This is a genomic window from Levilactobacillus angrenensis (assembly GCF_003946085.1).
In the GTDB taxonomy this organism is placed as follows: Bacteria; Bacillota; Bacilli; order Lactobacillales; family Lactobacillaceae; genus Levilactobacillus; species Levilactobacillus angrenensis.
Window position 1 is genome coordinate 75,477 of sequence record NZ_RHOB01000008.1, and the last position, 24,334, is coordinate 99,810.

At 52.0% G+C, this 24,334-nt stretch carries 24 protein-coding genes; 10 read left to right on the forward strand and 14 right to left on the reverse strand.

Annotated elements, in window-relative coordinates:
- Positions 1-625 precede the first annotated feature (625 nt).
- Positions 626-1,051: an Rrf2 family transcriptional regulator gene (locus EKM83_RS06285; protein ID WP_125575777.1), complete on the reverse strand. Its 426-nt coding sequence runs from the start codon at positions 1,049-1,051 to the stop codon at positions 626-628.
- A gap of 221 nt (positions 1,052-1,272) precedes the next feature.
- Between EKM83_RS06285 and EKM83_RS06290 the strand changes: the two genes are divergently transcribed.
- Complete coding sequence (locus tag EKM83_RS06290) at positions 1,273-1,848, forward strand: NADPH-dependent F420 reductase (protein WP_125575778.1); 576 nt, start codon at positions 1,273-1,275, stop codon at positions 1,846-1,848.
- A gap of 91 nt (positions 1,849-1,939) precedes the next feature.
- Here the strand turns inward: EKM83_RS06290 and EKM83_RS06295 are convergent, their stop codons facing one another.
- Together EKM83_RS06295 and EKM83_RS06300 are read right to left on the reverse strand one after the other, a co-directional pair.
- Positions 1,940-2,980, reverse strand: coding sequence for a zinc-binding dehydrogenase (locus EKM83_RS06295; RefSeq protein ID WP_125575779.1), 1,041 nt, complete (start codon positions 2,978-2,980; stop codon positions 1,940-1,942).
- A gap of 102 nt (positions 2,981-3,082) precedes the next feature.
- Positions 3,083-3,952 (reverse strand): LysR family transcriptional regulator, encoded by an 870-nt coding sequence (locus EKM83_RS06300; RefSeq protein ID WP_125575780.1) that lies wholly within the window; start codon positions 3,950-3,952, stop codon positions 3,083-3,085.
- A gap of 118 nt (positions 3,953-4,070) precedes the next feature.
- On the opposite strand from EKM83_RS06300, the gene EKM83_RS06305 reads away from it, so the two are divergent.
- From EKM83_RS06305 to EKM83_RS06315, 3 genes are all read left to right on the forward strand, one after another.
- A complete protein-coding gene (locus tag EKM83_RS06305) occupies positions 4,071-4,940 on the forward strand; it encodes an aldo/keto reductase (RefSeq protein WP_125575781.1) in 870 nt (289 codons plus the stop codon).
- A gap of 4 nt (positions 4,941-4,944) precedes the next feature.
- Complete coding sequence (locus EKM83_RS06310; RefSeq protein ID WP_125575782.1) at positions 4,945-5,811, forward strand: aldo/keto reductase; 867 nt, start codon at positions 4,945-4,947, stop codon at positions 5,809-5,811.
- Positions 5,812-5,943: 132 nt separating this feature from the next.
- Positions 5,944-7,107 carry a DUF998 domain-containing protein gene (locus tag EKM83_RS06315; protein WP_125575783.1) on the forward strand — a complete coding sequence of 388 codons (1,164 nt, stop codon included), beginning with the start codon at positions 5,944-5,946 and terminating at the stop codon, positions 7,105-7,107.
- Between the two features lie 712 nt (positions 7,108-7,819).
- Here the strand turns inward: EKM83_RS06315 and EKM83_RS06320 are convergent.
- From EKM83_RS06320 to EKM83_RS06335, 4 genes are all read right to left on the reverse strand, one after another.
- The gene (locus EKM83_RS06320) at positions 7,820-8,359 is read right to left on the reverse strand and encodes a hypothetical protein (protein ID WP_125575784.1); all 540 of its coding nucleotides are present in this window, start codon (positions 8,357-8,359) and stop codon (positions 7,820-7,822) included.
- A 167-nt stretch (positions 8,360-8,526) separates the two neighbouring features.
- On the reverse strand, positions 8,527-8,925 hold the full coding sequence (locus tag EKM83_RS06325) for an aggregation-promoting factor C-terminal-like domain-containing protein (RefSeq protein WP_125575785.1): 399 nt from the start codon (positions 8,923-8,925) through the stop codon (positions 8,527-8,529).
- A 228-nt stretch (positions 8,926-9,153) separates the two neighbouring features.
- Positions 9,154-9,990, reverse strand: a complete 837-nt coding sequence (locus EKM83_RS06330; RefSeq protein WP_125575786.1) for an undecaprenyl-diphosphate phosphatase — start codon at positions 9,988-9,990, stop codon at positions 9,154-9,156.
- 157 nt (positions 9,991-10,147) lie between these two features.
- Entirely contained in the window at positions 10,148-11,065 is a 918-nt protein-coding gene (locus EKM83_RS06335; RefSeq protein ID WP_125575787.1) for a hypothetical protein, read from the reverse strand.
- A 231-nt stretch (positions 11,066-11,296) separates the two neighbouring features.
- On the opposite strand from EKM83_RS06335, the gene map reads away from it, so the two are divergent.
- Positions 11,297-12,085 carry a type I methionyl aminopeptidase gene (map, locus tag EKM83_RS06340; RefSeq protein ID WP_125575788.1) on the forward strand — a complete coding sequence of 263 codons (789 nt, stop codon included), beginning with the start codon at positions 11,297-11,299 and terminating at the stop codon, positions 12,083-12,085.
- A gap of 284 nt (positions 12,086-12,369) precedes the next feature.
- Here the strand turns inward: map and EKM83_RS06345 are convergent, their stop codons facing one another.
- A complete protein-coding gene (locus EKM83_RS06345; protein ID WP_125575789.1) occupies positions 12,370-13,113 on the reverse strand; it encodes a glucose 1-dehydrogenase in 744 nt (247 codons plus the stop codon).
- Between the two features lie 231 nt (positions 13,114-13,344).
- Between EKM83_RS06345 and EKM83_RS06350 the strand changes: the two genes are divergently transcribed.
- From EKM83_RS06350 to EKM83_RS06370, 5 genes are all read left to right on the forward strand, one after another.
- Positions 13,345-14,214 (forward strand): tyrosine-protein phosphatase, encoded by an 870-nt coding sequence (locus EKM83_RS06350; protein WP_125575790.1) that lies wholly within the window; start codon positions 13,345-13,347, stop codon positions 14,212-14,214.
- Positions 14,215-14,300: 86 nt separating this feature from the next.
- Positions 14,301-15,107, forward strand: coding sequence for a Cof-type HAD-IIB family hydrolase (locus EKM83_RS06355; RefSeq protein WP_125575791.1), 807 nt, complete (start codon positions 14,301-14,303; stop codon positions 15,105-15,107).
- A gap of 182 nt (positions 15,108-15,289) precedes the next feature.
- Positions 15,290-16,483 (forward strand): multidrug effflux MFS transporter, encoded by a 1,194-nt coding sequence (locus EKM83_RS06360; protein WP_125575792.1) that lies wholly within the window; start codon positions 15,290-15,292, stop codon positions 16,481-16,483.
- 251 nt (positions 16,484-16,734) lie between these two features.
- On the forward strand, positions 16,735-17,448 hold the full coding sequence (locus tag EKM83_RS06365; RefSeq protein ID WP_125575793.1) for a matrixin family metalloprotease: 714 nt from the start codon (positions 16,735-16,737) through the stop codon (positions 17,446-17,448).
- Positions 17,449-17,555: 107 nt separating this feature from the next.
- The gene (locus EKM83_RS06370) at positions 17,556-18,029 is read left to right on the forward strand and encodes a glutathione peroxidase (protein WP_125575794.1); all 474 of its coding nucleotides are present in this window, start codon (positions 17,556-17,558) and stop codon (positions 18,027-18,029) included.
- Positions 18,030-18,200: 171 nt separating this feature from the next.
- Here the strand turns inward: EKM83_RS06370 and EKM83_RS06375 are convergent, their stop codons facing one another.
- From EKM83_RS06375 to EKM83_RS06400, 6 genes are all read right to left on the reverse strand, one after another.
- Positions 18,201-20,135: a copper-translocating P-type ATPase gene (locus EKM83_RS06375; protein ID WP_125575795.1), complete on the reverse strand. Its 1,935-nt coding sequence runs from the start codon at positions 20,133-20,135 to the stop codon at positions 18,201-18,203.
- Positions 20,132-20,404, reverse strand: a complete 273-nt coding sequence (locus tag EKM83_RS06380; RefSeq protein WP_125575796.1) for a cupredoxin domain-containing protein — start codon at positions 20,402-20,404, stop codon at positions 20,132-20,134. Before EKM83_RS06380 ends, EKM83_RS06375 begins: the two co-directional genes overlap by 4 nt.
- A 19-nt stretch (positions 20,405-20,423) precedes the next feature.
- Positions 20,424-20,795 carry a cupredoxin domain-containing protein gene (locus EKM83_RS06385; protein WP_125575797.1) on the reverse strand — a complete coding sequence of 124 codons (372 nt, stop codon included), beginning with the start codon at positions 20,793-20,795 and terminating at the stop codon, positions 20,424-20,426.
- Positions 20,796-20,977: 182 nt separating this feature from the next.
- Positions 20,978-21,955 (reverse strand): serine hydrolase, encoded by a 978-nt coding sequence (locus tag EKM83_RS06390; RefSeq protein WP_225418634.1) that lies wholly within the window; start codon positions 21,953-21,955, stop codon positions 20,978-20,980.
- 168 nt (positions 21,956-22,123) lie between these two features.
- Complete coding sequence (locus EKM83_RS06395) at positions 22,124-22,957, reverse strand: DNA-binding domain-containing protein (RefSeq protein WP_125575798.1); 834 nt, start codon at positions 22,955-22,957, stop codon at positions 22,124-22,126.
- The gene (locus tag EKM83_RS06400) at positions 22,957-24,252 is read right to left on the reverse strand and encodes a sensor histidine kinase (RefSeq protein ID WP_125575799.1); all 1,296 of its coding nucleotides are present in this window, start codon (positions 24,250-24,252) and stop codon (positions 22,957-22,959) included. The genes EKM83_RS06395 and EKM83_RS06400 overlap by 1 nt, the downstream gene beginning before the upstream one ends.
- Positions 24,253-24,334 lie beyond the last annotated feature (82 nt).

The following is a 24,334-nucleotide window of genomic DNA, read 5'->3' on the forward strand; positions in this document are numbered from 1 at the left end:
CACCGAAACCAAGTTCAGTTGGCAAATTCTTTATCTACTCCGTTGACAACTATATAGTAGCAGTACCTTGTCAACGGGTGATATAAAAAAGCGGGGCTTTGAACATGGCATATACTAACTGCTAAAGATGGGGTGCGTTTCTCTGGTAATCTAAAGAATTTCGTTGCGACTGTGGCAGGGGCAATACAAATAGGCGGCCAATTCGTGTGAGTCGGAATTGGTCGCCTTGGTTGATGGTTTATGGAGTGGTAGCTATCGGTCCCAAATTGAAGATAGTCCTCTAAAACTAGCGAAACCAGAGGCCTGCGTCAGCCAGGGTTTCGCCTGCTATGGGGAACACCTCCGGCGAAGAGTGGCGATTATCAGCAATATTGTGTTAGTTCAAGACTAGTTGCTAAATCAACTGCCTGTTGGCGCATGTTTCGGTTATGAGGCCAGAGACGTGGATTTCCGGCTCAAAGCGAGGCCGAGACCATCCCTCAGGCTCGGTCCGCCCACCGCTTTCCACCCCATAGTTGGCGGGCGGTAGGCGGCTAGTTCTCACTAGGATGCTGTAACCAACTAGTTTTTACACCATGAGCCGCGTGGTGACAATGTTTCTAGCTGCAACCTTTGGCGACTAAAATTAAGTCAGTCGTTGCAAGAGCGTGACGTCGTTGAGCAGATCCTGCAGCGTGATTTTAGCCATCTTGGCTTCGGCGGCTGCCTGAATTTCCTGGTAGTAAGTCGTCAACACTTGCGGTACGGCGCGGCCGACCGGGCAGTTTTGCGAGGTGTGGGTGTCCACATTGAACAGTGGTGGCTGCCCGGGCAAAATTGCATAGATATCTCTGAGGGTAATGTCGGCCGGGTCCCGGGCTAAGGCCAGTTGGGTCGGACCGTGAGTGGGGGCGAGCAGCTGGTGGCGTTTCAGATTAGCCATGATTTTACGAATCAAGCTGGGTGAAGTTTCCAGGCTGCTGGCAATTTCTTGACTGGTCATCTTGTTGCCCTTAAAGTAGGCAATGTAGACCAGCACATGGATGGTATCACTGAATTGGGTATTTGCCATGATGATGGCCTCCTAAGTTAATTTCTGTATTATATTAACTAACAGTTTATCAAAAAATACACGAAAAAGCGACCCGGTTGATTAATCAGCGAATAAACCGATTATTTTGAACGAACACAAAGTTTTTAAGCAAACGAATTGACTTTAGCCGTCGCATGACGTATCTTAAAAGTGTACTTAAAAATAATACAAAAATATATTAAACACAGGGGGTCTGCATTATGGCAGCAATCACAATTTTTGGTAAAGGTAACATGGGTCAAGCAATCGGTGACGTTTTCCAGCAGGGCGGCAATCAGGTCAGTTTCATTGATTCTGGTGACCCAGTCGAAAATTTAGGCAGCATCGTTGTTTTAGCGGTGCCTTACAACGCAGCCTTGAGCATTGCCAAGGCTAACCAAGCCGCATTAGCAGGCAAGGTGGTCGTGGACATCACGAACCCACTGAACTTTGACACTTGGGACGAATTGGTCGTTCCCGCTGACAGTTCTGCGGCTGCCCAAATCGCTGCACTGTTGCCAGATTCTAAAGTCGTTAAAGCCTTCAACACGACCTTTGCCGCTACTTTGCAAAGTCGCAAGGTCAGTGACCAAGCCCAAACGACGGTGATGGCCGCCGGAGACGATGACGCCGCCAAGCAAGAACTGGCTGACGCTTTGACTGATAGTGGCGTGGCCTTCGTCGATGCCGGTGCCCTGAAGCGCGCTCGTGAATTAGAGAGCTTTGGCTTCCTGCAGATGACCTTGGCAGCCAAGGAAAAGATTGGCTGGACCGGCGGCTTTGCAGTCTTGAAGTAAAGTTAAGTAGAATAGAAGATATTAACCGAAAAGGACGTCCAGCTAGCCAAATTCGCCAGCTGGGCGTCCTTTAATCTATTCATTTTAGTTCTTAATCTACCACGATCAATGACTTGATGGCTTCACGCTTGGTCATGGCTTGGTAAGCGTCGTCAATTTCATCCAGTTTGAAGGACTTCGTGAAGACCTTACCAGGGTGAATGTCGCCGTCTAAGACTGCCTTCAACAAGACTTGCTTGTCGTAGGTGGTAACGGAAGCGGGCCCACCAGCGATGATGGTGTTGCTGTAGAAGGATTCGCTCATATCCATCTTAGGTTCATGAGGCAGACCGACCCGACCGACAATGGCGCCTGGCCGGGCAACCTTCATGGCCGTGTCGTTGGATTGTTCCGTACCGACACATTCCAGAACGGCATCGGCACCGGCATTGTTGGTCAAAGCCATTACCTTGGCCACGGCTTCGTCGCCCCGTTCGGCGATGATGTCGGTGGCACCAAATTCGGTGGCTAACTTTTGCCGGTCTTCGTGACGACTCATCGCGATGATCCGCTTGGCACCGCGCATTTGCGCTGCGATGACTCCGCACAGGCCCACGGCGCCGTCACCCACGACGACCACCGTGTCACCGGCAGAAACGTTAGCGACCCGAGCGGCGTGGTAGCCGGTGGCCATGACGTCAGCCAAGGTCAACAAAGACTTCAACATGGCTTCGCTGTAATCCTGAGGTTGGCCAGGAATCTTGACCAGGGCCCATTCGCCGTGTTGGAACCGGATGTATTCGGCTTGCACACCGTTACTGAAATTGTCGGTGTGGTTCTGGCAATCGCCTTCAAATCCGGCCCGGCAAGCAGCGCAGTGCCCACAGCCGTGGGTGAATGGCGCAATCACGAAGTCGCCCGGTTGGACGGTCGTGATGTCGCTGCCGACTTCTTCGACGATTCCGATGGCTTCGTGACCACTGTTTTCAGAGTGAGCTGCCTTGTCTTCTAATCCGCGGTAAGCCCACAGGTCAGACCCACACACGCAGGTCCGCACCACGTGAATGATGACGTCGTCGGGTGCCTGAATGGTTGGTTTGTCAATATCTTCAATCTGGACTTGACCAGGTTTCATAAACATCGTTGTTTTCAAGATTGTGACCTCCTAAACATGTCTAAATGAATTCTAAGCGTTTGCAAAATGAAAGTAAAGTAAGTACCCTTTCAAATCGTTACCAACAATTGAAAAGACGCGTCACTGGGGCCAAATGGCTGTGACCTGGGCAATCACGGGATGAACGCGAGCGGCATCACTGCTGAGATAGTTGGCGTAGACCGGCATTTGTGCGGCAGCGTCCGTGATGGGCAGTCGCCGGCGGTTGTCATCGGTCGGGGGCTGGGTAGGCGTCGGGTCCAGCGGGGTGATGTTGGTACTGAAGTAAGGAAAGTCCGAGAACTGCGTAATGGCGGCCAGAGCGCCACGTTCCTCTTGATAGAAAAACTTGGCTCCCGGGATATGTTGCTGGATGATGGCACGCCACGGGCCAATGTCATCGAGGACCACGAAGCTCAGGTTCTTGAGCTGGTCAAACGTGACACTGGGCTGATTGGCCTGGCTCATGAACTGGTTGAGGTTGACGGCCAACCGTTCTGTACCGACGGATTGGGTGGTAATGGCCGGGTCCACTAGTGGTGTATTGGTGAAGGCCAGGACAGCGGCGCGCGTGATTAGAGCCTGGAGCGGGTCGGTCGTCAGGGCGTGGGTTGGCCAGTGAACGTTGCTGGGTAGCCGGTCGCGTAAGGCATCTAGGACGATGAGGACGCCAGGCAAGGTAGCCGTGACCGGGAGTATTTGCTGGTTACGGTCAAAATTTTGAATGCGCTGGACGGCTTGGTCGGTGGCCTGTAGTAAATGTTCAGCCTCACGAGCAGCCAGTTCGCCGGTGGGGGTCAGGCTGAGGCGATTGGGTTGGCGGATGAAGAGCTGGACCCCCAGTTCCGTTTCTAATTTTTGCATCCCCCGAGTGATGGTCGGTTGCGTGACGTGCAAGGCAGCCGCCGTTTGGGCCAGCGTGCCACAGCGGGCGAACGTCACGAGTTCTTCAAGTAGGTAATTGCTGAGCAAGGGACAGACTCCTTTCAAGTATACGTTACCCGTATACTAGCATGACTAATTGGTAATTTTCAAGTGCGGGATGCGGTCGTATAGTAGAGCCATTGCATGAAAAGGAAAGGTGATTCAAATGGTTGAAGTCCCAACAGTTAAGTTAAGTAATGGCGTCACGATGCCACAACTCGGCTTCGGTGTTTTCCAGATTCCCGACCTAGCGGCATGTGAAGCGGCCGTGACCGCTGCACTACAGGCTGGCTACCGGATGATTGATACGGCCACGGCCTACAACAATGAAGAAGCCGTGGGCCGCGCGATTCATAAGAGTAGCATCCCCCGCGAGGACCTGTTTATCACGTCCAAGTTGTGGGTCTCCGACTTCACGTACGACCGCGCCAAACAAGGCATTGATGCTTCGCTGAAACGCTTGGGCCTGGATTACTTGGACCTGTACCTCTTGCACCAACCTTATGGCGACACCATGGGCGCTTGGCGAGCTTTATCTGAAGCTTACCAAGCAGGTAAAATTCGGGCGATTGGCGTCTCTAATTTTTACGCCGACCAGCTGAAAAATTTGGAATTGACTATGCCAGTCCAACCGGTCGTAAACCAGATTGAAGTCAATCCGTGGTATCAACAGCCCGCTGAAGTGGCGTTTAACCAGGGCGAGGGGGTCCGCGTTGAAGCTTGGGCCCCGTTTGCGGAAGGCAAGCAAGCCATCTTCACCAACCCAACGCTGCAGGCGATTGCGCAAGCTCATCACAAGACGGTTGGTCAAGTTATCTTGCGTTGGCTGCTACAACGCGGCATTACCGTGATTCCCAAGTCGGTTCATCCCGAACGGATGCAAGAGAATATCGATGTCTTTGATTTTGAATTGACGGCCGCCGACATGCAGACGATTGCCAGTTTAGACCAACGGACCAGCCAGTTCTTTGACCATCGCGACCCAGTAACGATTGAACAGATTTTTGGGTCAAGTTTGCAACAATTAAAGGAGTAATGAGATGACTAATCAACCAACGATTCATTTAAATGATGGTAATGATATCCCGGCCATTGGTTTCGGGACCTTCCAAATTCCCAGCGATGGGTCTACCAAACAGGCCGTGACGGCGGCCTTAAATGCCGGCTACCGGCATATCGACACGGCTGTGGCCTACTTCAACGAAGCCGAGGTCGGCCAGGCCATTGCCGCTAGCGACATTGCCCGCGACCAAATCTGGGTCACCAGCAAGTTGTGGCTACAAGATTACGGTTACGAAGCAGCCAAGCGGGCCATTGACACGTCACTGACCAAGTTGGGTTTGGATTACTTGGACCTGTATTTGATTCACCAACCCTACGGCGACGTACCCGGAGCTTGGCGAGCGATGACGGAAGCCCAACAGGCCGGCAAGCTCAAGTCGATTGGCGTCTCCAACATGACGCCTAAGATTTGGCAGAAATTTGTACCGGACTTTGCCGTCAAGCCTGCCGTCAACCAAGTCGAGTTCAACCCAACCTTCCAGCAGCGACCATTGCGCGACCTGATGGCGAGTGATGACGTGAAGCTGGAAGCCTGGGCACCTCTGGGTCAAGGGAATCAAAACTTACTGCAAAATCCAGTAGTGACGGCTTTAGCTGCCAAGTATGGCAAGGACGTGGGCCAAATCATTTTGCGGTTTGAAAACCAATTGGGCGTAGTCGTTTTGCCCAAGTCCGTCCACGCTGCGCGGATCAAGAGTAATTTAGCCATCTTTGATTTCACGTTGACCGATGCGGAGATGCAGCAGTTGGCCGCACTGGATACGGGTGAGGGACGGCATGATCCGGATGCACCGGGCGTTCAGGACATGTTGTTAGGGGCATTTGATGTCCACGCTGATGATTAAATCGATAGCGTCAAATTGGTCGGAGCCTAGGTGCTGCGGCCTTTTTTGTGCTGAGTTGATTTAACCACTAATTAAGCGGGGGAACATGTTATAATGGAATTCATTGTGTCACATGAGGTAACGGAGGAAAACATGCGTGAGAAAGATTTTCAATTAAATATCCCCGCGGAGATTGGTGAACAGCTACAGTTGAAGCCGGAGACGCCGGTCAAACTGGTCGTAAAACGCAATCGGTTAGTCGTGCAACTTGAGGAACCCCGCCAGCAATTATTTCAAAATAAAGTCCTGTTGTGGCCAGTCCTGACCGCACTATTCGTGAGCCTGTCCTTTTATCTTTACAGCCTGCAACAACGGCTGCGGACCATCAAGTTAGTGGGGGACTATTCTTTGGCCACGGCTATTATCGTGTTGGGGGTGGTGATGGGTACGGCCTTGTTTGCCGGCTTCTTCATCCACGGGCGCCATGATCCGGAGAATCATTTCAGCCAAAACGTTTACTGGCGAAACTTTCCCGTGATTGTGCTGTCATTTGCGCTGATCTTGGGGCTCGTGTTGACTGGGAGCATGTGGCTGCTGGGGATGCTGTTCAAGGGCGCCCGCTTTGACCTCATCACGGCTAGTATCATTTTATTTGCGTTTAGCGTGGTGACTAACGCCGTCATGATTTATTTTGCCTTGGTGGTCGATGCCGGGGTGCTGTCAACGGTGCTGATTCTCGTGATTATCAGTGGGGTCATCATCGCAATGGCCGTGAACAATCAGAAATATTGGTGGCAGCACAACCTGAGCTTCCTGGGGACAAGCGGGGCGTCGAGTGGGTGGCAGTTCAACGCGACCTTGATTTTCTCGGCGCTGTTGATGATTGCTCTGATCGACTACCTATTCGTGCGGCTACAGGAATCGCTCCTGCAAAGCCGGAGATTGCTGATACTACGGGGATTGCTCACGTTGACGGCGCTGGATTTGGGATTAGTCGGCGTCTTTCCCAATAACATTAGCTCCCATGCGCTACATGACCAAGTATCTGTATTCCTGGTCTACTTGATTATCGCGCTGATTGTTGGTGTCCGCTGGTTACTGCCGCAGGTGACCCGGGATTTCTTATACCTGTCATACGGGATTGGCGCAGCCTTAGTTGTGGCCGCCGTCTTGTTCCAAGTCATCGGCTACTTCTCGCTCACTGCGTTTGAAATGGTCGCGTTCGTGCTGGCATTTGGCTGGCTGTTGATGCTATTGGACCGTATCGAAGCGTTGATCGATGTGGGGACTGAAGGGCTGATTACGCGGCAGAAGTAAGTAAGATGATGCATTAAAAGGTGGCTGTTACCGGAATATTTCTGGTGACAGCCACCTTCTTTAATTACGGGGCTAAAGGTTGAAAGTAGTAATAACGCGGTAGTTCCAGAAATGACAGTGTTCTGTCCACCAAAATTAGCGAAACCAGGGCCTGCGTCAGCCAGAGATTCCGCCTGCTATGGGGGACACCTCCAGCCTGAGAAACGGTCTTCCGGTTCGCTTTGAAGACTGGCAAAATCCGCCAGTCTTCAAAGTCGCCCCACGCTGTAGGCTGAGAAAAGGCCTCAGCCAACACCGTCGACACAGCTGGCTCCACCTCTGGCTGCCTCCGACGGATTGGTGATAGTCAGCAAGACGGCGTTAGTTAAAGACTAGTTGTTAGATCAACCGCTAACTGGGGCTAAGCCAACTATTACTAGCACGCACACTTGTAGCCGAGAGTCCGCCAAATATGGGTTCAGCCGTGGGAGTTCCCTTAGTGGCATGGGTCACGCCGCTTAGGAAACTGGCGTCTTTGAGACGTGACTTTCGGCTCAAAGCGAGGCCGAGACCGTTTCTCAGGCTCGGTCCGGTCCGCCCACCGCGTTCCAACCCATAGTTGGCGGACGGTAGGCGGCCAGTTCGAACTATGAAGCTGTAAACGACTATTTTTTTACGTCATGAGTCGCGCGGTGATAAGACTTCTAGCTGATTTTTATCTTTCGGCCTAAGGCTATTGGTGATTCAAGACAGACATCTTCGCCGGCATCTGCCGTACCTTTTGCGCCGCGTGCTGGGCATTGATTCGCTTGACGATTTTGCTAAGCGTGGTCGTGGCCGTTTGGTCCTGGCGGAATGAATGGACGATCATGCTGTCATAGGTGACCCGGTCGCCTTGTAAAGAAAACCAGTTGGGGGCGAGATTTTTATCTGCCGTCGTTACATGCTGATTCGGCCAGACCAAGTAGCGCGTGGGGTGCTTAGTCGCATAGTGTTCGACCTGCCAGCCCGCCTGAAAATCGTTGACCTCCTGCCAGCGCTGGAGCTTGGGTTCTTTGATGGCATAGTAAATGATGGCACTGTAGGCGAGCTTGGGATGGTGAGCCAAGTCGTTGGTCGTCAGTTTGGTAGACTGGTGGTGCGACGGGTGCGTTGCCGCTGACTGAGTGGTTGGGCTAGGGGACTGGTGGTGCGACGTTGCCACGACTGCAATCAGTCCGCCAATCAGCAGTAGGCCAACGAGACCGACCAGCCATTTAGTTAGTCTTGACATGTCATACCTCCTGAAAAAATGGATAACCTTAGTGTAGCGGTCGGGCGTGCTGGCGTAAAGGGGGCAAAGATTGGGAAACGACGCGACGCAACACCTTTAGTGCCCATCAAAAAAACCACCTAAGCGCAGTCTACACTCAGGTGGTTATGGCTAAATTCAATTGTGTTTTAGTACCAGTGGTGATGTTGCCAGAAGGACTTCGCTTTGGTCCAAGTCCCATAACGACCAGCCACGTACTTGTTGGCGGTCTTTTCTTGGTTGACAGCAGATAAGTTGCCATGCAAATAAGACTTCAGTAATTGGTAACGACCATAACAGTTACCGTTACGTGCGGTGTAGCTGTAGCGGGATTCACGGTAAGCAATCCACTTCTTAGCAGCCTTTTGCTTCTTAGATAAGCCAGAGTTGATCTTGGCGATTTTCTTCTTTTGGCTAGCAGATAACGTTGCAGCTTCTGCAGTCACAGTTGGTTCCGCATTAAAACTGGTGGCGACGTTGGTAATCATCCCAAAGGAGATACCGAAAATTAGTAAGATTGAAGCTAATTTGATTTTAAATTTAGTCATATTTTTTAAACACTCTTCCTCGTTTGTTAATCTCTACCTAGTAGCATACGCGATGAATGTTGCAGTCATGTTACTACGCAATTAAAAGGCCGTCACAAGGAGGTAAAGTTATATGACGTTATTTGGGGTATTAATCCTTATTGGGGTGCATTAAAACCGCTTGGTAGAGGGAATGGCAGCGGATTTAAGTAAATATTTCAATAGTGAATAGGCGGATTGGTTAGCAGGTCATGAAAAGAGTTGTTGCCAACCAAAATAGCCGATGACTACGATCCCCAGCGCAATACGATACCAGCCGAAGAGCTTGAAATCATTGTTGCGGATGTAGCTGAGCAGAAATTTAATGGCTAAATAGGCCACGATGTAGGAGACGATAACGCCGGTTAACAAGATGATGACTTGGGTATAAGTAAAGGAATTGCCGTGGATCAGGTATTTTAAGACCTTGAGCGAAGAGGCGCCGAACATGGTCGGAATAGCCAGAAAAAAGGAAAATTCAGTGGCCACGTAGCGGGAAGTTCCTAGTAAGATTGCCCCCAGAATCGTTGCGCCCGAGCGCGAGGTACCCGGGACCATCGCTAGAACCTGGAAGCAGCCAATCAGGATGGCTAGCTTGAAGGGAAGGGTATTGAGATCGGTGAAGCGTGGCGTTTTGGTCCGGTTGTAATTTTCAATTACAATAAAGAGCATCCCGTATAGAATCAAGGTCGTGGCGATGACCGGCCAACTGGTCAGGTGGGCATCCATCCAGTCGTTGAGCGGTAGGCCGACGATGATAGCCGGTAAAACGGCGACGACGACCTTGATCCACAGTGACCAGGTTTGGCGGCGTTCGCGAATGGATTTCGTGGTGGCCCATGGATTGAGTTTGTTAAAGTACAGAACTAACACGGCCAGAATGGCGCCCAGCTGGATGACGACCATGAACATATTAATGAAAGCGGTCGGCTCGTTAAGCTTGATGAATTCGTCGGCCAAGTACAGGTGGCCTGTGGAACTGATCGGCAAAAACTCCGTGACACCCTCAATGATGCCGAGAATAACGGCTTTAATAATGTCTAACACAAGAAATTCCCCTTTGTAAGTAGCAGTAATTTCTAGCTTATCAGACCGACGTAAAGAGGCTGTCTCAGTTGTGTAAAATCTATGTAAAACAAAAAGGCCGACGACTGCCGACCTTGGTATCATGGGATTTAGCGCATGAAAATTTTTAAAAATCAGCTTAACCGTTATTTTCCGAAGCGAGTCCGCGTTGGTACGCCAAGACCTTGCGGAAAACAAAGACGGTCCCTAAAAAGAAGCAGGCGGCCAGACTCGCAGCAATCGGCAATGTGTGGAACATGTTGGCGGGTAAGACCAATGCCAAAAGTGGAAAGGCGTAGGCCGCGGGCAACTTGATGCGCAAGAGTTGCAGGAGCACGAAGACCAGCGGCAATGCCAGTAACGTGGTCAGTAACCAGGATGCCAGGAGGGTGTGGATCAGCACGCCCAACGTGGCGGCACCGGCCAGCGCGATGATTTGGCGAATGGCCAGTTTGCCTGGGTAGTCGGGCAACTGCGAGACCTCAAAGAAAACCACCAGGACCGGGGGAATCCCCGCCATTTGTGGGAAGCCGGCGAGCCAAACGGCGGCGACCCAGACGGAAGCGACCAACGTGAAGCCCAGCATGTGAGAGACGTGGAGTGGTTGGCCCGCAGGTTTACCGCGGTAATGGCCCTGGAGCAAGACGCCGACGGTCAGGGTCAACGTGAAGATCAGAATCGCCAGGATAAAGGACCAGTGCGTGGCGTTGATGATGATAGGCAGCAGACCAGTGGCAAATGAGGGGGCGAGGGTCGAGCGCAGCACGCTGAGTAACAATAGGATTAAAATCAAGGTCAGATAGACCTTCTCAGCGTAAGTGATGTTCAGTTGGTTGACCAGAAAGCCAATCACAGCGGTCCCAGACGGTGCCAGGAAGATTTTAAATGGTTGCGCGATCCAACTGCTATTATGGTAGATCCAGGTGCCGGCCGTCAGTGCGCCAATTTCGGGGAGAATGATTTCGTAGTCCCCGAGGATAGTCGCCGCGGCGACCATCAGTAGAACAAACGCAAAGCCAATCAGGTAGTCGCGCCGCTCAAGTTTGGTTAATGACATGAGTCAAGAATACCTCCTTATATTTTTTTATATAAAATCGGATTTTTTGTCTAAGCGGTTTTGATTATAGCACGATGCGCCAGTGATTTCAGGTTGAAAATGTTCTGAAAACGTTGCCAACATTGGTATTGCGGTCACCAGAAATTTGGCTTGTCCGGTTGAACTTTCCCGTTTCATTTCGCTGGGCTTAGGGTATACTAAAGAAATAACCAAACATCAGGAGAAAACACCATGATTGCATTGAAATCGCAACGCGAGATTGACGGCATGCAGGCGGCGGGAGATATCCTCGTCGGCCTCTTCCATGAACTCGAAGACTACATTAAACCTGGCATCACGACCTGGGACATCGACCATTTTTCCTACGAATACATCGTGGGCCACGGGGCTACCCCGGGTGAATTAAATTTTGAAGGCTACAAGTACTCGACCTGTGTCAGCGTCAATGACATGATCTGCCACGGTTGCCCCAGCAAGGCAATCGTGTTGCGCGACGGCGACCTAGTCAAAATGGACACGGTCATCGACTATCACGGCTACCTCAGTGATGCCTGCCACGCCTTTGTTGCGGGCACCCCGTCGGCCGAAACGCAGACGTTGATGGACGTCACGCTTAAGGCGCTTTACAAGGGAATCGACCAAGCCGTAGTGGGCAACCGGATCGGCGATATTGGTTTTGCCATTCAGGACTACGCGGAAAATCAATTGGGTTATGGCGTGGTGCGCGACTACATCGGCCACGGCATTGGACCGACGATGCACGAGGACCCCGATGTGCCGCATTACGGCCGCGCCGGTCATGGTACACGGTTAAAGGCGGGGATGACGATTACCATCGAACCCATGATCAACGTCGGTAGCTATGAGTGCAGCGTGCCCGCCGAAGATGGCTGGACGATTCGGACGGTTGACGGCAGTTGGAGCTGCCAGTATGAACACACGATTGTGATCACCGATGATGGTCCGAAGATTTTGACGTCGTTTGACCATGAGTTGGATGCGCGGTATTTATTGAAATAGGTATGACGAAAGGGGCCCGCGAATTGTTCGCAGGCCCCTTTGCTGTAAAATTTTTAAGCCATTATGACGTTGGAAAAAAATCGTGATCAGTTAGTGCGCTTTGATGCGCTTGAATAAAACGTTCATCTGTAAAGGGATTAGGTTTTTTAGGTAAAAAGACAATTGCCCCATCGCGACCAGCATAGACTTCGTATTGCTCAAACGGACTGTTAATGTTCTCCGGAACGGGCAGAACGGTTGCTTGCTTCTAACAACTGTCATGAAATTTCCTCCTAATAGTGAGCTTAAACCGCCGTGTACCCACCGTCGACCGTGAATTCAGACCCGGTCACGTAGTTGGATTCATCTGACCCCAAGTAGACGCAGATTTCGCCAATATCTTGTGGTTGGCCGACACGTTTCATCGGGATAGCGGCCGAGACTTGGGCGACCTGGTCGTTGGGACCACTGGTCATCGGCGTGTTGATGACACCGGGGTGGACCGAGTTGACCCGGATGTTGTAGCCCTTGGTCGTCGCGTCAATGGCGGCGGCCTTGGTCAGCATGCGCGTGCCGCCTTTAGATGCCGAGTAAGACGAGATGAGCGGGCTGGCGACCATGCCGGCAATCGAAGAAATGTCGATGATTGACCCGCCAGACTGCTTCATAGCCTTGATGGCGTGCTTCATGCCTAAGAAGTTCCCGGTCAAATTAATGTCAATGACCCGTTGCCATTCGGCCAGCGTAATTTCGTCAAGGGGCTTCATTTCCGGCAAAATGCCCGCGCAGTTGACTAAAATGTCGAGCTGCCCAAATTGTTCGACGATGTGGCCAATCGTGGCTTGCCAAGCAGCCTCGTCGGTGACGTCGAGTGAGACGAAACTCGCGGTGTCGTGGTCGCGAATCAAGGCGCGTTCGCCGTCGCTTTCCTGTAAGTCGGAGAGGATGACTCGGGCTCCTTCCCGTAAGTAACATTTGGCGATGCCGATGCCGATTCCCCCGGCACCACCCGTAATCAATGCCGTCTTGTTTTGTAAACGCGCTGTCATCAAATTACCTCCTTGTAGATTCTAAGTTCATGGTATCACAAATAACGAGAGGGGGTGTCGTTGTTTGTTGGGAAATTGATTGGTGGACAGGAGCGTTAGGCTGTCTTGGTTACCGGGCATCATTATAAATATGATTATGTGACGTCTACAAAAGTTTTACACAACCAATATCAAAATGCTACACGGGCCTGCTATCCTAGTTGAGAACTAAAATTCTAGGAGGCAATTCCATTGAAATCTAAATTACGCTTAGGCCTGTCATTGGGCGCACTCATCATGACGTTAGGAATCGGCACGCAAACGATTGTGACACCGGTTCAAGCAGCGACTCACGCAACAACGACTCAGGCAGGAAAGCAGATCAAGCTGCAGGGCGCCGATAACGTTCGCGACTTGGGTGGTTACCGGACTAAGACGGGCAAGACCGTCAAAGCCCACGTTTTATTGCGGGCGGCGGCACTGAACAAGCTGACGAAGGCTGATGCGAAAAAGCTCAAACAGGTTTACCACGTGCGGACCGATATTGATTTGCGGTCCAAGGCCGAAGCGGCTAAGGCACCAGACGTGAAGATTTCTGGGGTGACCTATAAGTTTGATCCCGTCGTCAAGGACGTCTCACAGCAGTTCTCCATGACCAGTAAGGACGGCGTGAAGATCATGGAAGACGGCTACAAGGCCATGGTCACGAGTGCTCAGGGGAAGAAGGCCTACAAGCAGCTGTTCAAGGTGCTTTTGAAGAATCCTAAGGGTCAAGCCGTGTTGTGGCATTGTACCGCTGGTAAGGACCGCACTGGGATCGGGACAGCGTTAGTGCTGTCTGCTTTGGGCGTCAATCGCAAGACGGTCATGAGCGATTACCTCTTATCCAACAAGTACCTGGCGGCCAGCAACCAAGCGGCCATTAAGCAGTTGAAGGACAAGGGCGCTGATGCGGCGACCATCAAGCTGATGACAGACATGATGACCGTGAAGAAGTCCTATCTGAACGCGGCTTTCTCTGCCATCAACAAGAAGTATGGTTCCGTGGACAAGTACCTGCAAAAGGGGCTGGGCCTAACGAAGACGGACCGGACGAAGCTGCAGAAATTGTATTTGAAGTAAAAAAGTAGCAACGTGTTCAGTCCCCCTTCCCAAATTGGTCTACACCATGGTACACTGGGTCTAAACCAACGAGGGAGCGAATCAGCTTGTACAAGATTATTACCAGCGACTTAGACGAAACGCTATTGCGGATGGATGGCAGCATTTCTCAGGCCAATATCGATGCCATTGCGGCGGCTTCGGCCCGCGGTGTCAAGTTTGTCCCCAATACGGGGCGGAGTTTTTTGACTGTGCAGGAACTGTTGAAGAAGCTGCATCTGTACCAGCAGCCGGGAGAATACGTCGTGTCATACAACGGTGGCGTGGTCGTGGAGAACCAAGACAACCGCGTGATCGTTAGCAATCAAATGCCCTTTGCCGAAGCGAAGCGGGTCTTTGAAATCATGACACAATTCGATGTCGACATCCACGTCTATACGCTGGACCATCTGTACATTTATCGGCCGCGGGTGGACGACATGGCCTACTTGAAGACGCGGGGCGTGACCTTTGACGAGATGACGGGGTCGTTTGACCAATTCGCTGACGACCGAATTATGAAGGTCATCGTGATGAATCCGGATCTGACTGTGCGCCGGGCCGTGTATGACGCGATTACCGCGGCGTTTGACCAGATTAACTGTACCTATTCTTCCGGGATCTACATGGAAGTCAACCATGCCGGGGTGGATAAGGGAACGGCGATTCTGGATTTGGGGCGGCAGCTAGGCGTCGGGGCCGATGAGATTATGGCCATCGGGGATAACGCCAATGACCTGGGGATGCTGACTAAGGTGGGCATGCCGGTCGCCGTTGCCAACGGGATTCCCGAGGTCAAGCAGGTCGCTAAGTTCGTGACGCCGCATGACTTTGAGTCTGGCGTGGCGGATGCGATTCATGAATTTGTTTTGTAAATCAGAGCTGGGACTGCGGTCCTGGCTTTTTTTGAGTTGACAACGATTGTCGAATCCCGTATGGTTAAAGGACTTTAAACGAGAGGGGTGACAACCCATGGAACTGAATAGCTTAATGGCGTGTGTCCCCGCAAACGGGCAAGGACGTTTTTCCCTAGATTAACTTTTAAAGGAGAAAATTTGTGAAAAACGTCCGTCAAACGGTCCCGTCATTGGGACTGATCATTACGCTGGTGGGGTTCCCCCAGATCAGCGAATCTATTTTTACCCCAGTTCTGCCACAACTGCAACGCGCCATGCGTGTGAGTGCCAACCAGGCGCAGTTGACGATGAGCAGTTACTTCATTGCCTTTGCCATTGGCGTCCTGATTTGGGGCCAGTTGGCTGATAAATGGGGCCGCCGTCCAGCGATGTTGGCAGGCATAGGAGTCTATTTGTTAGGCAATATCGGTTTGTACTTGAGCCCTAACTTCAGTTGGCTCTTGGTGAGTCGTCTAGTCCAAGCGCTCGGCGCCAGTGCGGGGTCCGTGGTGACCCAGACCATCATGCGTGAAAGCTTTAGTGGTCTCAACGGGGCGCGGGTCTTCGCACGAACCAGTGCCGCCATGGCTTTAGCGCCGGCATTGGGACCGCTGATTGGTGGTGTGATGCAGACTTATTTTGGCTACCGCAGTGTGTTCGGTACGCTAGTTGCGATGGCCGTTGCCGTGGGCTTATACGCGCTCAGTCGGTTACCGGAAACGCAGCCAACGACCGTGGCAACCACCCCGGTCAACCAAATTGCCGTGATTCGGCGACTGTTGACCGATCGGGTGGTTTGGGGTTACGGCTTGTTAATTGGCGGAATCAATGGCGTCTTGTTTAGTTATTACGCCGAAGCACCATTCATCTTCATGACCCATTTTGGCTATTCGGCCGTGCAATACGGGTGGCTGGGCTTAATCTTGGCCAGCGCCAGTCTGTTAGGCGCCGTGATGGTCAACTGGCTATTGCATTGGGTGACGCCAGAGCAAGTGGCACTTGGTGGTTTGCTCTTTAGCGTGGTAGCGAGTGGCAGCTTGGTCATCGCGGCTTATGTTCAGAGCGCTGGAGCCATGTTGGTCACCATTTTTCTGACCTTCCTGGGCTTAAACGTGACGCTACCCAACGCCTTGAATCGGGCATTGGTCGGCTACGAAGACGTGATGGGCAGTGCCAGTGGGTGGTTCAGCCTGGGGTATTATTTACTCGTTAGCGGCTTCACCTATGGGATGAGCTGGCTGCACAATGGTGCGATTGAAACGCTACCGTGGTACGTGTCAATTCTGTGCGCGGGAATGCTGCTGAGCTTTTTAGGCTTAGTCGGACGACGCGCACGAGTAGTTACTGAAAATTAAATTGAAAGACTGACGGGCGTGGGTTCAGCGAAAAGGCTGACTCACGCCCGTTTTATGATGAAATTTGTAAGACGTCTGGGCATTCTCAGTGCTGAGGGGGTGGTACACTGACGGTACAATTGCGTAAGGAGGAACACTATGTACAAGATCTTTAATCCCCACCAAGGCAAAGTAGTTGCGGCCCACAACTAGATAGCCTAAAATCAACTTAATTAAAACATTGTTGCGGCAAAGAGAGGGAAGGTCACGCTGTGAAAATTGTCAGACGCTTGTTACTTGCCATGATTTTGGGTATCGCCATTTTTGTTTGGGTCAACTGGCAGCCGTTGTCCACGCAGTTTCAATACTACCGGGCGGCCATTTGGGCTACGGTCACTGGTCGCTCGGAAACGGCGGCGAGTCAGCGTGCCGGCAATTATCAGTCGAGTGGCTATATTTTGCGCAATCTCAAGGACGCCACCACCCAGACCGGGGCCGATGATACGCCGGTCGAAGAGGCCATGCAGGGACTTTTGTTGCAGAAAAAGTACTACTATCGCTTTGCGCCCAACACGCCGACAAAAGCCCACCAAGCCTTTGATTACGCCATCGACACTTACAATCAAACGGGCATCGTCCAGTTGGTGGCGGGGACGGGCAGTTCGGAAACCAACCGGGTGACGTTTGGTATCTATCATAAACGCGAGCCCAAGGGCCAGACGACCGTCGAGTACGGTCACGGCGGTCCGCAGATTACGCAACGTATCAGCTGGCGCGGCATCTTGACCACCAATACCGCCACCGCCAAGCTCAACGCGACCTATCCCCAAGCTTTTAAAAAATCCGTCGCCGTCCACGAGCTGGGGCACGCGTTGGGCTTGGATCACAGTTCGGACAAGACCTCAGTCATGACACCCATCGACCGGGGAAAAACGCAGCTGTCCGCCGCCGACCTCAAGAGTTTGCGCGCCATTTATCAAAAATAGCCCCGCAAGTTAAGGGCATCCGGCACTCAACTGGTGTATGATTAACTTGTATACAACTAATAAGATTCGAATTTGTACAAGCACTTGACCAGAAGGGATGCGGTTTTATGGCAACGATTTACGATTTTACGGAAACGGAAATGAGTGGGCAATCGATTGACTTCAAGGACTATCAAGGCAAGGTCTTATTGATCGTCAATACCGCCAGCAAGTGTGGCCTGGCGCCGCAACTGGCAGGTGTCGAGGCTTTGTATAAAAAATATCACGACCAGGGCTTTGAGGTCTTGGGCTTGCCGTCCAACCAGTTCCACCAGGAATTGGCCACGGATGAAGAGGCCAATGACTTTTGCCAAATGCATTACGGCGTGACCTTCCCCATGACTCAGCGGGTGGTCGTCAACGGCGACGATGAAGATCCGCTGTTCACTTACCTCAAGGAAACCGCGGGCCACGGCCGAATCAAGTGGAACTTCACCAAGTTTCTGATTGGCCGCGACGGTCAGTTGATCGACCGTTATGCGCCGGTGACCAAGCCGGAGAAGGTGGAACCAGATATCGTGGCAGCCTTAGCACAAAACTAAAAGAAACAGGCGTCCAGGAAAATTTCCCGGGCGCCTATTTCTTTTAGTTTTAGCTTAATGTCCCACAATCAGCGCCCCGACGCCGGTGGCTACCACCACGTAAATGGCGGCGACCAGTGCAGTCAGCCAGGTGCTCTTACTCCAAAATTTTTCTGACATGTGTGATTCCTCCTAGGCCACGGATGAGGTGGCGGGTGTTGATGTTAATTTGGACTTGTTCAGCAACAATGAGCTGGCGACCACGGACAGTGAACTGAGCGCCATGCCAAGGCCGGCCAGTTCAGGACTGAGTGATAGGCCAAAGACTACGAAGATACCGGCGGCCACGGGGATGCCCAAAGTGTTGTAAATGAAGGCCCAAAACAGGTTGAGCTTGATCCGACTGAAAGTCTTTTGACTGAGTTCCAGCGCCCGGACCACGTCCATCAAGTCGTTCTTGACCAGGACGATGCCGCCAGATTCAATGGCGATATCCGTCCCGGACCCCATGGCAATCCCAACGTCAGCAGTCGTCAAGGCTGGGGCGTCGTTGATGCCGTCGCCCACGAAGGCTACGGGGCCATCGGCTTGTAGTTGCTTGACGTGATCGGCCTTATCACCAGGCAAGACGTCGGCGATGACCGTATCGATGCCGACTTCATCCGCGATGGCTTGCGCGACGCGTTGATTATCCCCCGTCAACATGACGGTTCGTAAGCCGCGGTGTTTCAAAGCAGCGATGGCCGCAGCTGAGCTGGCCTTAGGCGCATCTTGGATGGCAATCAACCCGATGATGCGGTCCAAGACACCGACCAGTACGACGGTCTTGGCTTCGGCTTGTAGTTGGGCCATTTGGGTGCTTAAGGTGGCATCTAATTGGTAGTCTGCCATCAACTTGTCGTTACCGATAAAGGCTGGTTGGCCGTCAACCGTGGCCCGGACACCTTTGCCTTCAATGGCTTGGAAATTCTGGGCGGCGGTCACTGAAATGTTTTCGGCCTTCGCCTTGTCTAAAATGGCAGTGGCTAGCGGATGTTCGGAAGCGACTTCCAAGTTGGCGGCGACGTGCAGGACCTGGGAAGCATCGCCCACGATGTCGGTCACTTGGGGATGGCCGGCCGTAATGGTTCCAGTCTTATCAAAGACCACCGTCTTCACGCGGTTAGCGGCCTCGAGGACTTCACCGTTCTTGATCAAAATACCCATCTTAGCGCTCCGACCAGTGCCCACCATTAAAGCTGTGGGGGTGGCGATGCCCAAGGCACATGGGCAGGCGATGATGACGACGGAAACGGCAAAGAGCAGTGCACTAACGAGCGGTGCATCTAAGAAAACGTACCACACGGTAAAGGTGGCAATGGCGGCAATCAGGACGGCCGGAACGAAAATGTCAGCGACCTTGTCCACCGTTTTTTGGATGGGCGCGTGACTGGTCTGAGCCTTCTTGACCATTTCCACGATTTGCGACAACAGCGTGTCGTTGCCGACCTTGCTGGCTTTGAACGTGAAGGTCCCGGTATTGTTCATGGTGGCCCCGATGACCTTGTCGCCGGCTTGCTTGGTGACGGGCATGCTTTCGCCAGTGACCATGGATTCGTCGATGGTCGAAGTCCCGTCAACGATGACCCCGTCGACCGCAATCTTTTGGCCGGGGCGAACACGAATGATGTCGTTGACGACAACTTGTGCTAGTGGTACCTGGGTCCATTGACCGTCACGTTGGACCTCGGCGTCCTTAGCCTGGAGGTCGACTAACTTACTGACAGCGCCGGAAGCAGAATGTTTCATTTTCTCTTCGAAATATTGGCCTAGCAAGATGAAGGTGACCACGAAAGCAGCACTTTCAAAGAAGACCGCCTTGCCAGCTAGCATGGCGTAGAAGCTGTATAGGTAGGCCGTGATGGTACCGATGGCGACCAGCGTGTCCATGTTGGCGTGGTGATGACGAAAGGCGGCCCAGGCACTTTGGATGAAGGGACCAGCGGAGACCGCCATCACAGCGGTTGCCAGCAAGAACATGGTCCAAGCGCCGCCCGGGAGCATCAGGCCAAAGGGTTTGGTAAACATCTCGACGAGCATTGGTAGGGAGACGACTAGCGAGAAGACAAAACGATTTTTGATACTCATGGTTGGACGACCACCTTTCCAGAGAACATGTCCATGCCGCAGCTAAACGAAAACTCGCCGGCCTGACTAGTGTCAATGGTGACGGTTTGCGGTTGGTTAAGGGGCAGGTCACGGTTAAATCCGAGTGCTGGCGAATGCACTTGGTCCAAACAGCCAGCGTCGTTGACCCGGGTAAAGGTCAGTTCGGCGGGGATGCCTTGCTTCAGGACGATTTCAGCGGGGGCGTAACCCCCATCAACGGTAATAGTTGCAGATTGTTTTGTAGTCATGATAAATTCCCTCCATAAATTATTTGATAATGACTTTGCCGTGGAACATGTTCATCCCGCAAGCGTAGTCGAATTCGCCCGGCTTGCTGGTGTCGATAGGAATGGCGTGCGCTTCATTTTGCGGGAGAAATTCATTGATCCCGAAGTCGGGGAAAACGACCTGTTTCAGACAGCTAGATGGGTCCTTGCGGTTAAACGTCAGTGTGGCGGGGACGCCCTTCTTCAAGACGACCGTACTGGGAGAGTAGCCACCGCTGACTTCCACGCCCACGTCTTGGGAGTTGGCACTGACGGCGGCGTCGACAGCCGCGGTTGCATGATTGCCGAAGAACCACCAGGCGATGAAGCCGATGAGCAAGAGTGCAACGATGAGAACAATGAGTTTAATCATAAAGAAAATCTCCTTTGGTTTACATTTGTAATCCTTAACTGATGAATTAAGCATACCGCCATCGTTTACAATTGTCAACGATAAAAAACCAATATGCCAAGATGATATATTTTTCAGGGAATAGATAAACCAGTGGTGAGCGACGAAAAAAGCCTAGGCACCGGGCCTAGACTCAATTCTGACTATTCTAATTGCTTAACTAATTTGGGATTATAAACTAATTTTTGAATGTGCTTGGTGCTCTGGCCCATCCGTGGGAAACCACTAAAGCCGCTTTGCCCGGCACCATGGGTCATGATGACCAGCACGTAGCGTTGACCGTTGGGCAGGGTGACGATACCAGCGTCATTGTTGGTGTCCGCCAGCCAGCCGACTTTGTCAGCGACGATGGTTCCTTTAGTCGCGGCAGCTGCCCCGGCGGGAATTCCGTCACGGTAAACTTGTTTTTTCATTAATGATAATAGCCAAGAACGGTTGTGGGCATTGTTAAATGGTGCCTGTGCCCGGGCCAATTTGACCAGCATCTTCCGGAGACTCGTGGCGGTCGTCGTGGCCTCTTGGCCGGCGACGAAGGTCGGGGTGTAGAGGCCCTCACTGGCTAGAAAGGCATTGAGGCCATCCAATCCGTAGGTGTCGAGGATGTCTTCGGGAAAGTCATTGGCACTGTTGACGATCATGCGGTGGAAGCCGTCCTGATTGGTAGGCGTCCAGGTGTAGGCGTGCTGCTGGCTGAGATGGAAGAGGTAGGCCGCAATGTAAAGCTTGTAGGTGCTGGCCGAAACCTCCGGCGTGTGGGCATTTGCGGAGGCTGCCAATTTACCACGTTGGTAAAATTTATTGGCCACAGCGGACTGCGCAGAACGACTTCCGGCCACAGCGCCGAGGTTGTAGAAGCTCACGCTGGTATTACCGTCAGCGGTGATGTGCTTGAGATATGTATACAGCTGTTTCTTGACCCGGCGCTGTTCGTGCGTGATCTGCCGACCAGTCGCCGGTTGCGGAGACGTGGTCGCGTGCGCTTGCGACGTATTTTTCTGGCGTGCTTGAACACTGAAAATACCGGTGAAGCCAAGGACTACGATGGCGATGGCCATCACGACGATCCGGTACTTAAAGAGTAGGCGGCCAATGGAATGAGTTTGGGCGTGTTTCATAGGCATATGATCACTTCTTTGGTGTTGGTCTACTGAACTAATTAATGGTTTTAATTATACGCCCAAATTTGGGCGACGTATACGTGAAAATGAAGGGTTGGCCAAAAATAGTTAGGGCAGAGTGAACCAACAGTCGGTTAGCTAGTGAGCAGTAAGTGTCATTACCAACATCCCTTAAACTTCCTGGACTAGCCCATCAAAGAAGCGCTTCAATGAGGTCTTGCCGCCGGTGCTCCGGGTGCCCTCCAGCAGGAGCATTTCACTGCGAACATTCTTGTATTCATACAGGGTGTTGGCGTATTCGACCACGATCTCATCGCCCATGCCGTCCAGGCTGATATTGGCCAAGTTGGTCAGGCCAGTCTTGATGGCTCGGCGGATCCGCTGGAACATGATCTTCTTTTCGCGGTCGTCGATGTGGTAGGCCGCGTTGAAGTCTATTTCACGGAAGCTCAGGTTCTGGTCGAGCATAATCTGCGCAATGGCTAAGATATCTGAAGAACCCGCTTCGGAGGTGATTCCCAGGAAGCGCAGAATCGACAGAATCTTTTCTTTTTGCTGTTGCTTCTGGTCAACGACCGGGGCCGTGGCGACCGCCCCACCGCCAACCAGCGACTGGATGTTGTTGAGCTTGGTGGCCATCTGAACGCTCTGGGAGACCTTTTCGACCACAGTCTTTACTTCAATCATGTTGATTGGTTTATCAATGAAAAATTCAATGCCGGCTTCGTAGGCCTCGGCGCGCAGGTCGCTGTCCTTGACCTGAGAAATCATGATGGCCCGCAGTGCCGGTTTGAGCGCCTTCAGTTTCTTGATCAACTCGATGCCTGAGATGCCCGGCATTAAGAGGTCAGCTAAAACAATATCAACGTCCATGATCATGATGTCCGCCAAGGCTTTCTTCGCCTCGTGGGCAATGCCAATCACGGTGTTTTCGGGATTCTTTTCTAAAATCTGCCGTAAAATCATGGGAATCGACGGGTCATCATCTACGATATAAAAATTCATTAGGCATCTGCCTCCTGTTCTAAACGTTTTTTACTGAGTTTCACTTCAAAATTGGTGCCTTTCCCCAGCTGAGACTCAACGTGAATGTCGCCGTCAAATTGCTCTTGGGCAATGATTTTGACGTGGGAGAGGCCAATCCCCCGGTAGACGTCGCCGTTCTCGTTGAACTTAGTGGTGAAGCCGGGTTGAAAAATCATGGACAAGGTGTCGGGGTCCATCCCGTTAGCATTGTCACTGACATTGAGCAGAATATCGGGCCCGTGGTCGATGACACTCACGACGATGGTGCCACTGGGACGCCCCGCCATGGCATCAACACTATTAAAAATGAGATTGGATAAGATTGAGACGAGGTAATAGTGGTTCGGCACCATCAGGTCCACGTGGTTGTGGACTTCAATCGTCACGTTGGGGGACTTGGGCTTGATCGATTCGCGGATATAGTCGGTCGTGACCTTCAAGATATCTGCCAGCTGCATGGCGGTCTCGGCGTCGTCATTGAAGTAATCGCCGAGACCACGAATCACGTTTTGGTAGTCTTTCTTGATTTCGTGGACGTCGCGGGCAATCTGAAGAGCCTTGTCGCGTTCGGCCTCACTGACATTTGCCTGCTGCAGGTCCTGATTCAAGAGGTAGGCGTTCTTCATGACGTTTTCAATCTCACTGATGTTTTTGCGCATGAAGTAGACCTCGCTGTTCACCGCCGAAGCGACCCAGATGAAATGGTAGTAGCGCTGTTCGTGGTTTTCTTGCCGCAGCATCAATTGGAAGTAATGGTAGAGAAAGGCCAGTAGGCAACTGACCAAGCTACGAATCAAGGCGGTGATGAACAGAATCTGAAAGAGCTGGTAGGTGTAGTGCGAAAAGCTCGTGAGCAGGCTGACTTCTAAGAGGTTGGCCACGTAATCGCAGAGCACGATGGTTAGAAAGAAGGTCATGTTACTGCGTTGGCCGCGACGCCAGTATAAAAAGTAGTAGAGAATGCCGTAACAGAGGTAGAAAGCCATGTCGGCCAAAATATAAATCAGGTTGTCATGAGAATTTACGTCATGGCTAATGAAGAGAAGGATTCCCCGAAAGACGGGTGAGGCCACCGCTACTGCCACGGTCAGTGAGATGGGGTTGAAGTCGCGATTGAAGTACAGAATGACTGGCAGCAAGAAGACGGACAAGGTGACGATGAAACCGGGTGCGTATGTTTGGAAATTCACTTGTGAAGCCAAAGCGATACAAATCGCTGACAAGGCTATCCGTTGGTAACGTTCGTGCGTGAAGAAACGGGACTGCTTAAACATGAATTGGACTCCTTAGAAAAAGTTTTAACAAAGTTTTGAAGCATTTTGAAGTTTCTTGAAACCGCTTACTATACTTATGATT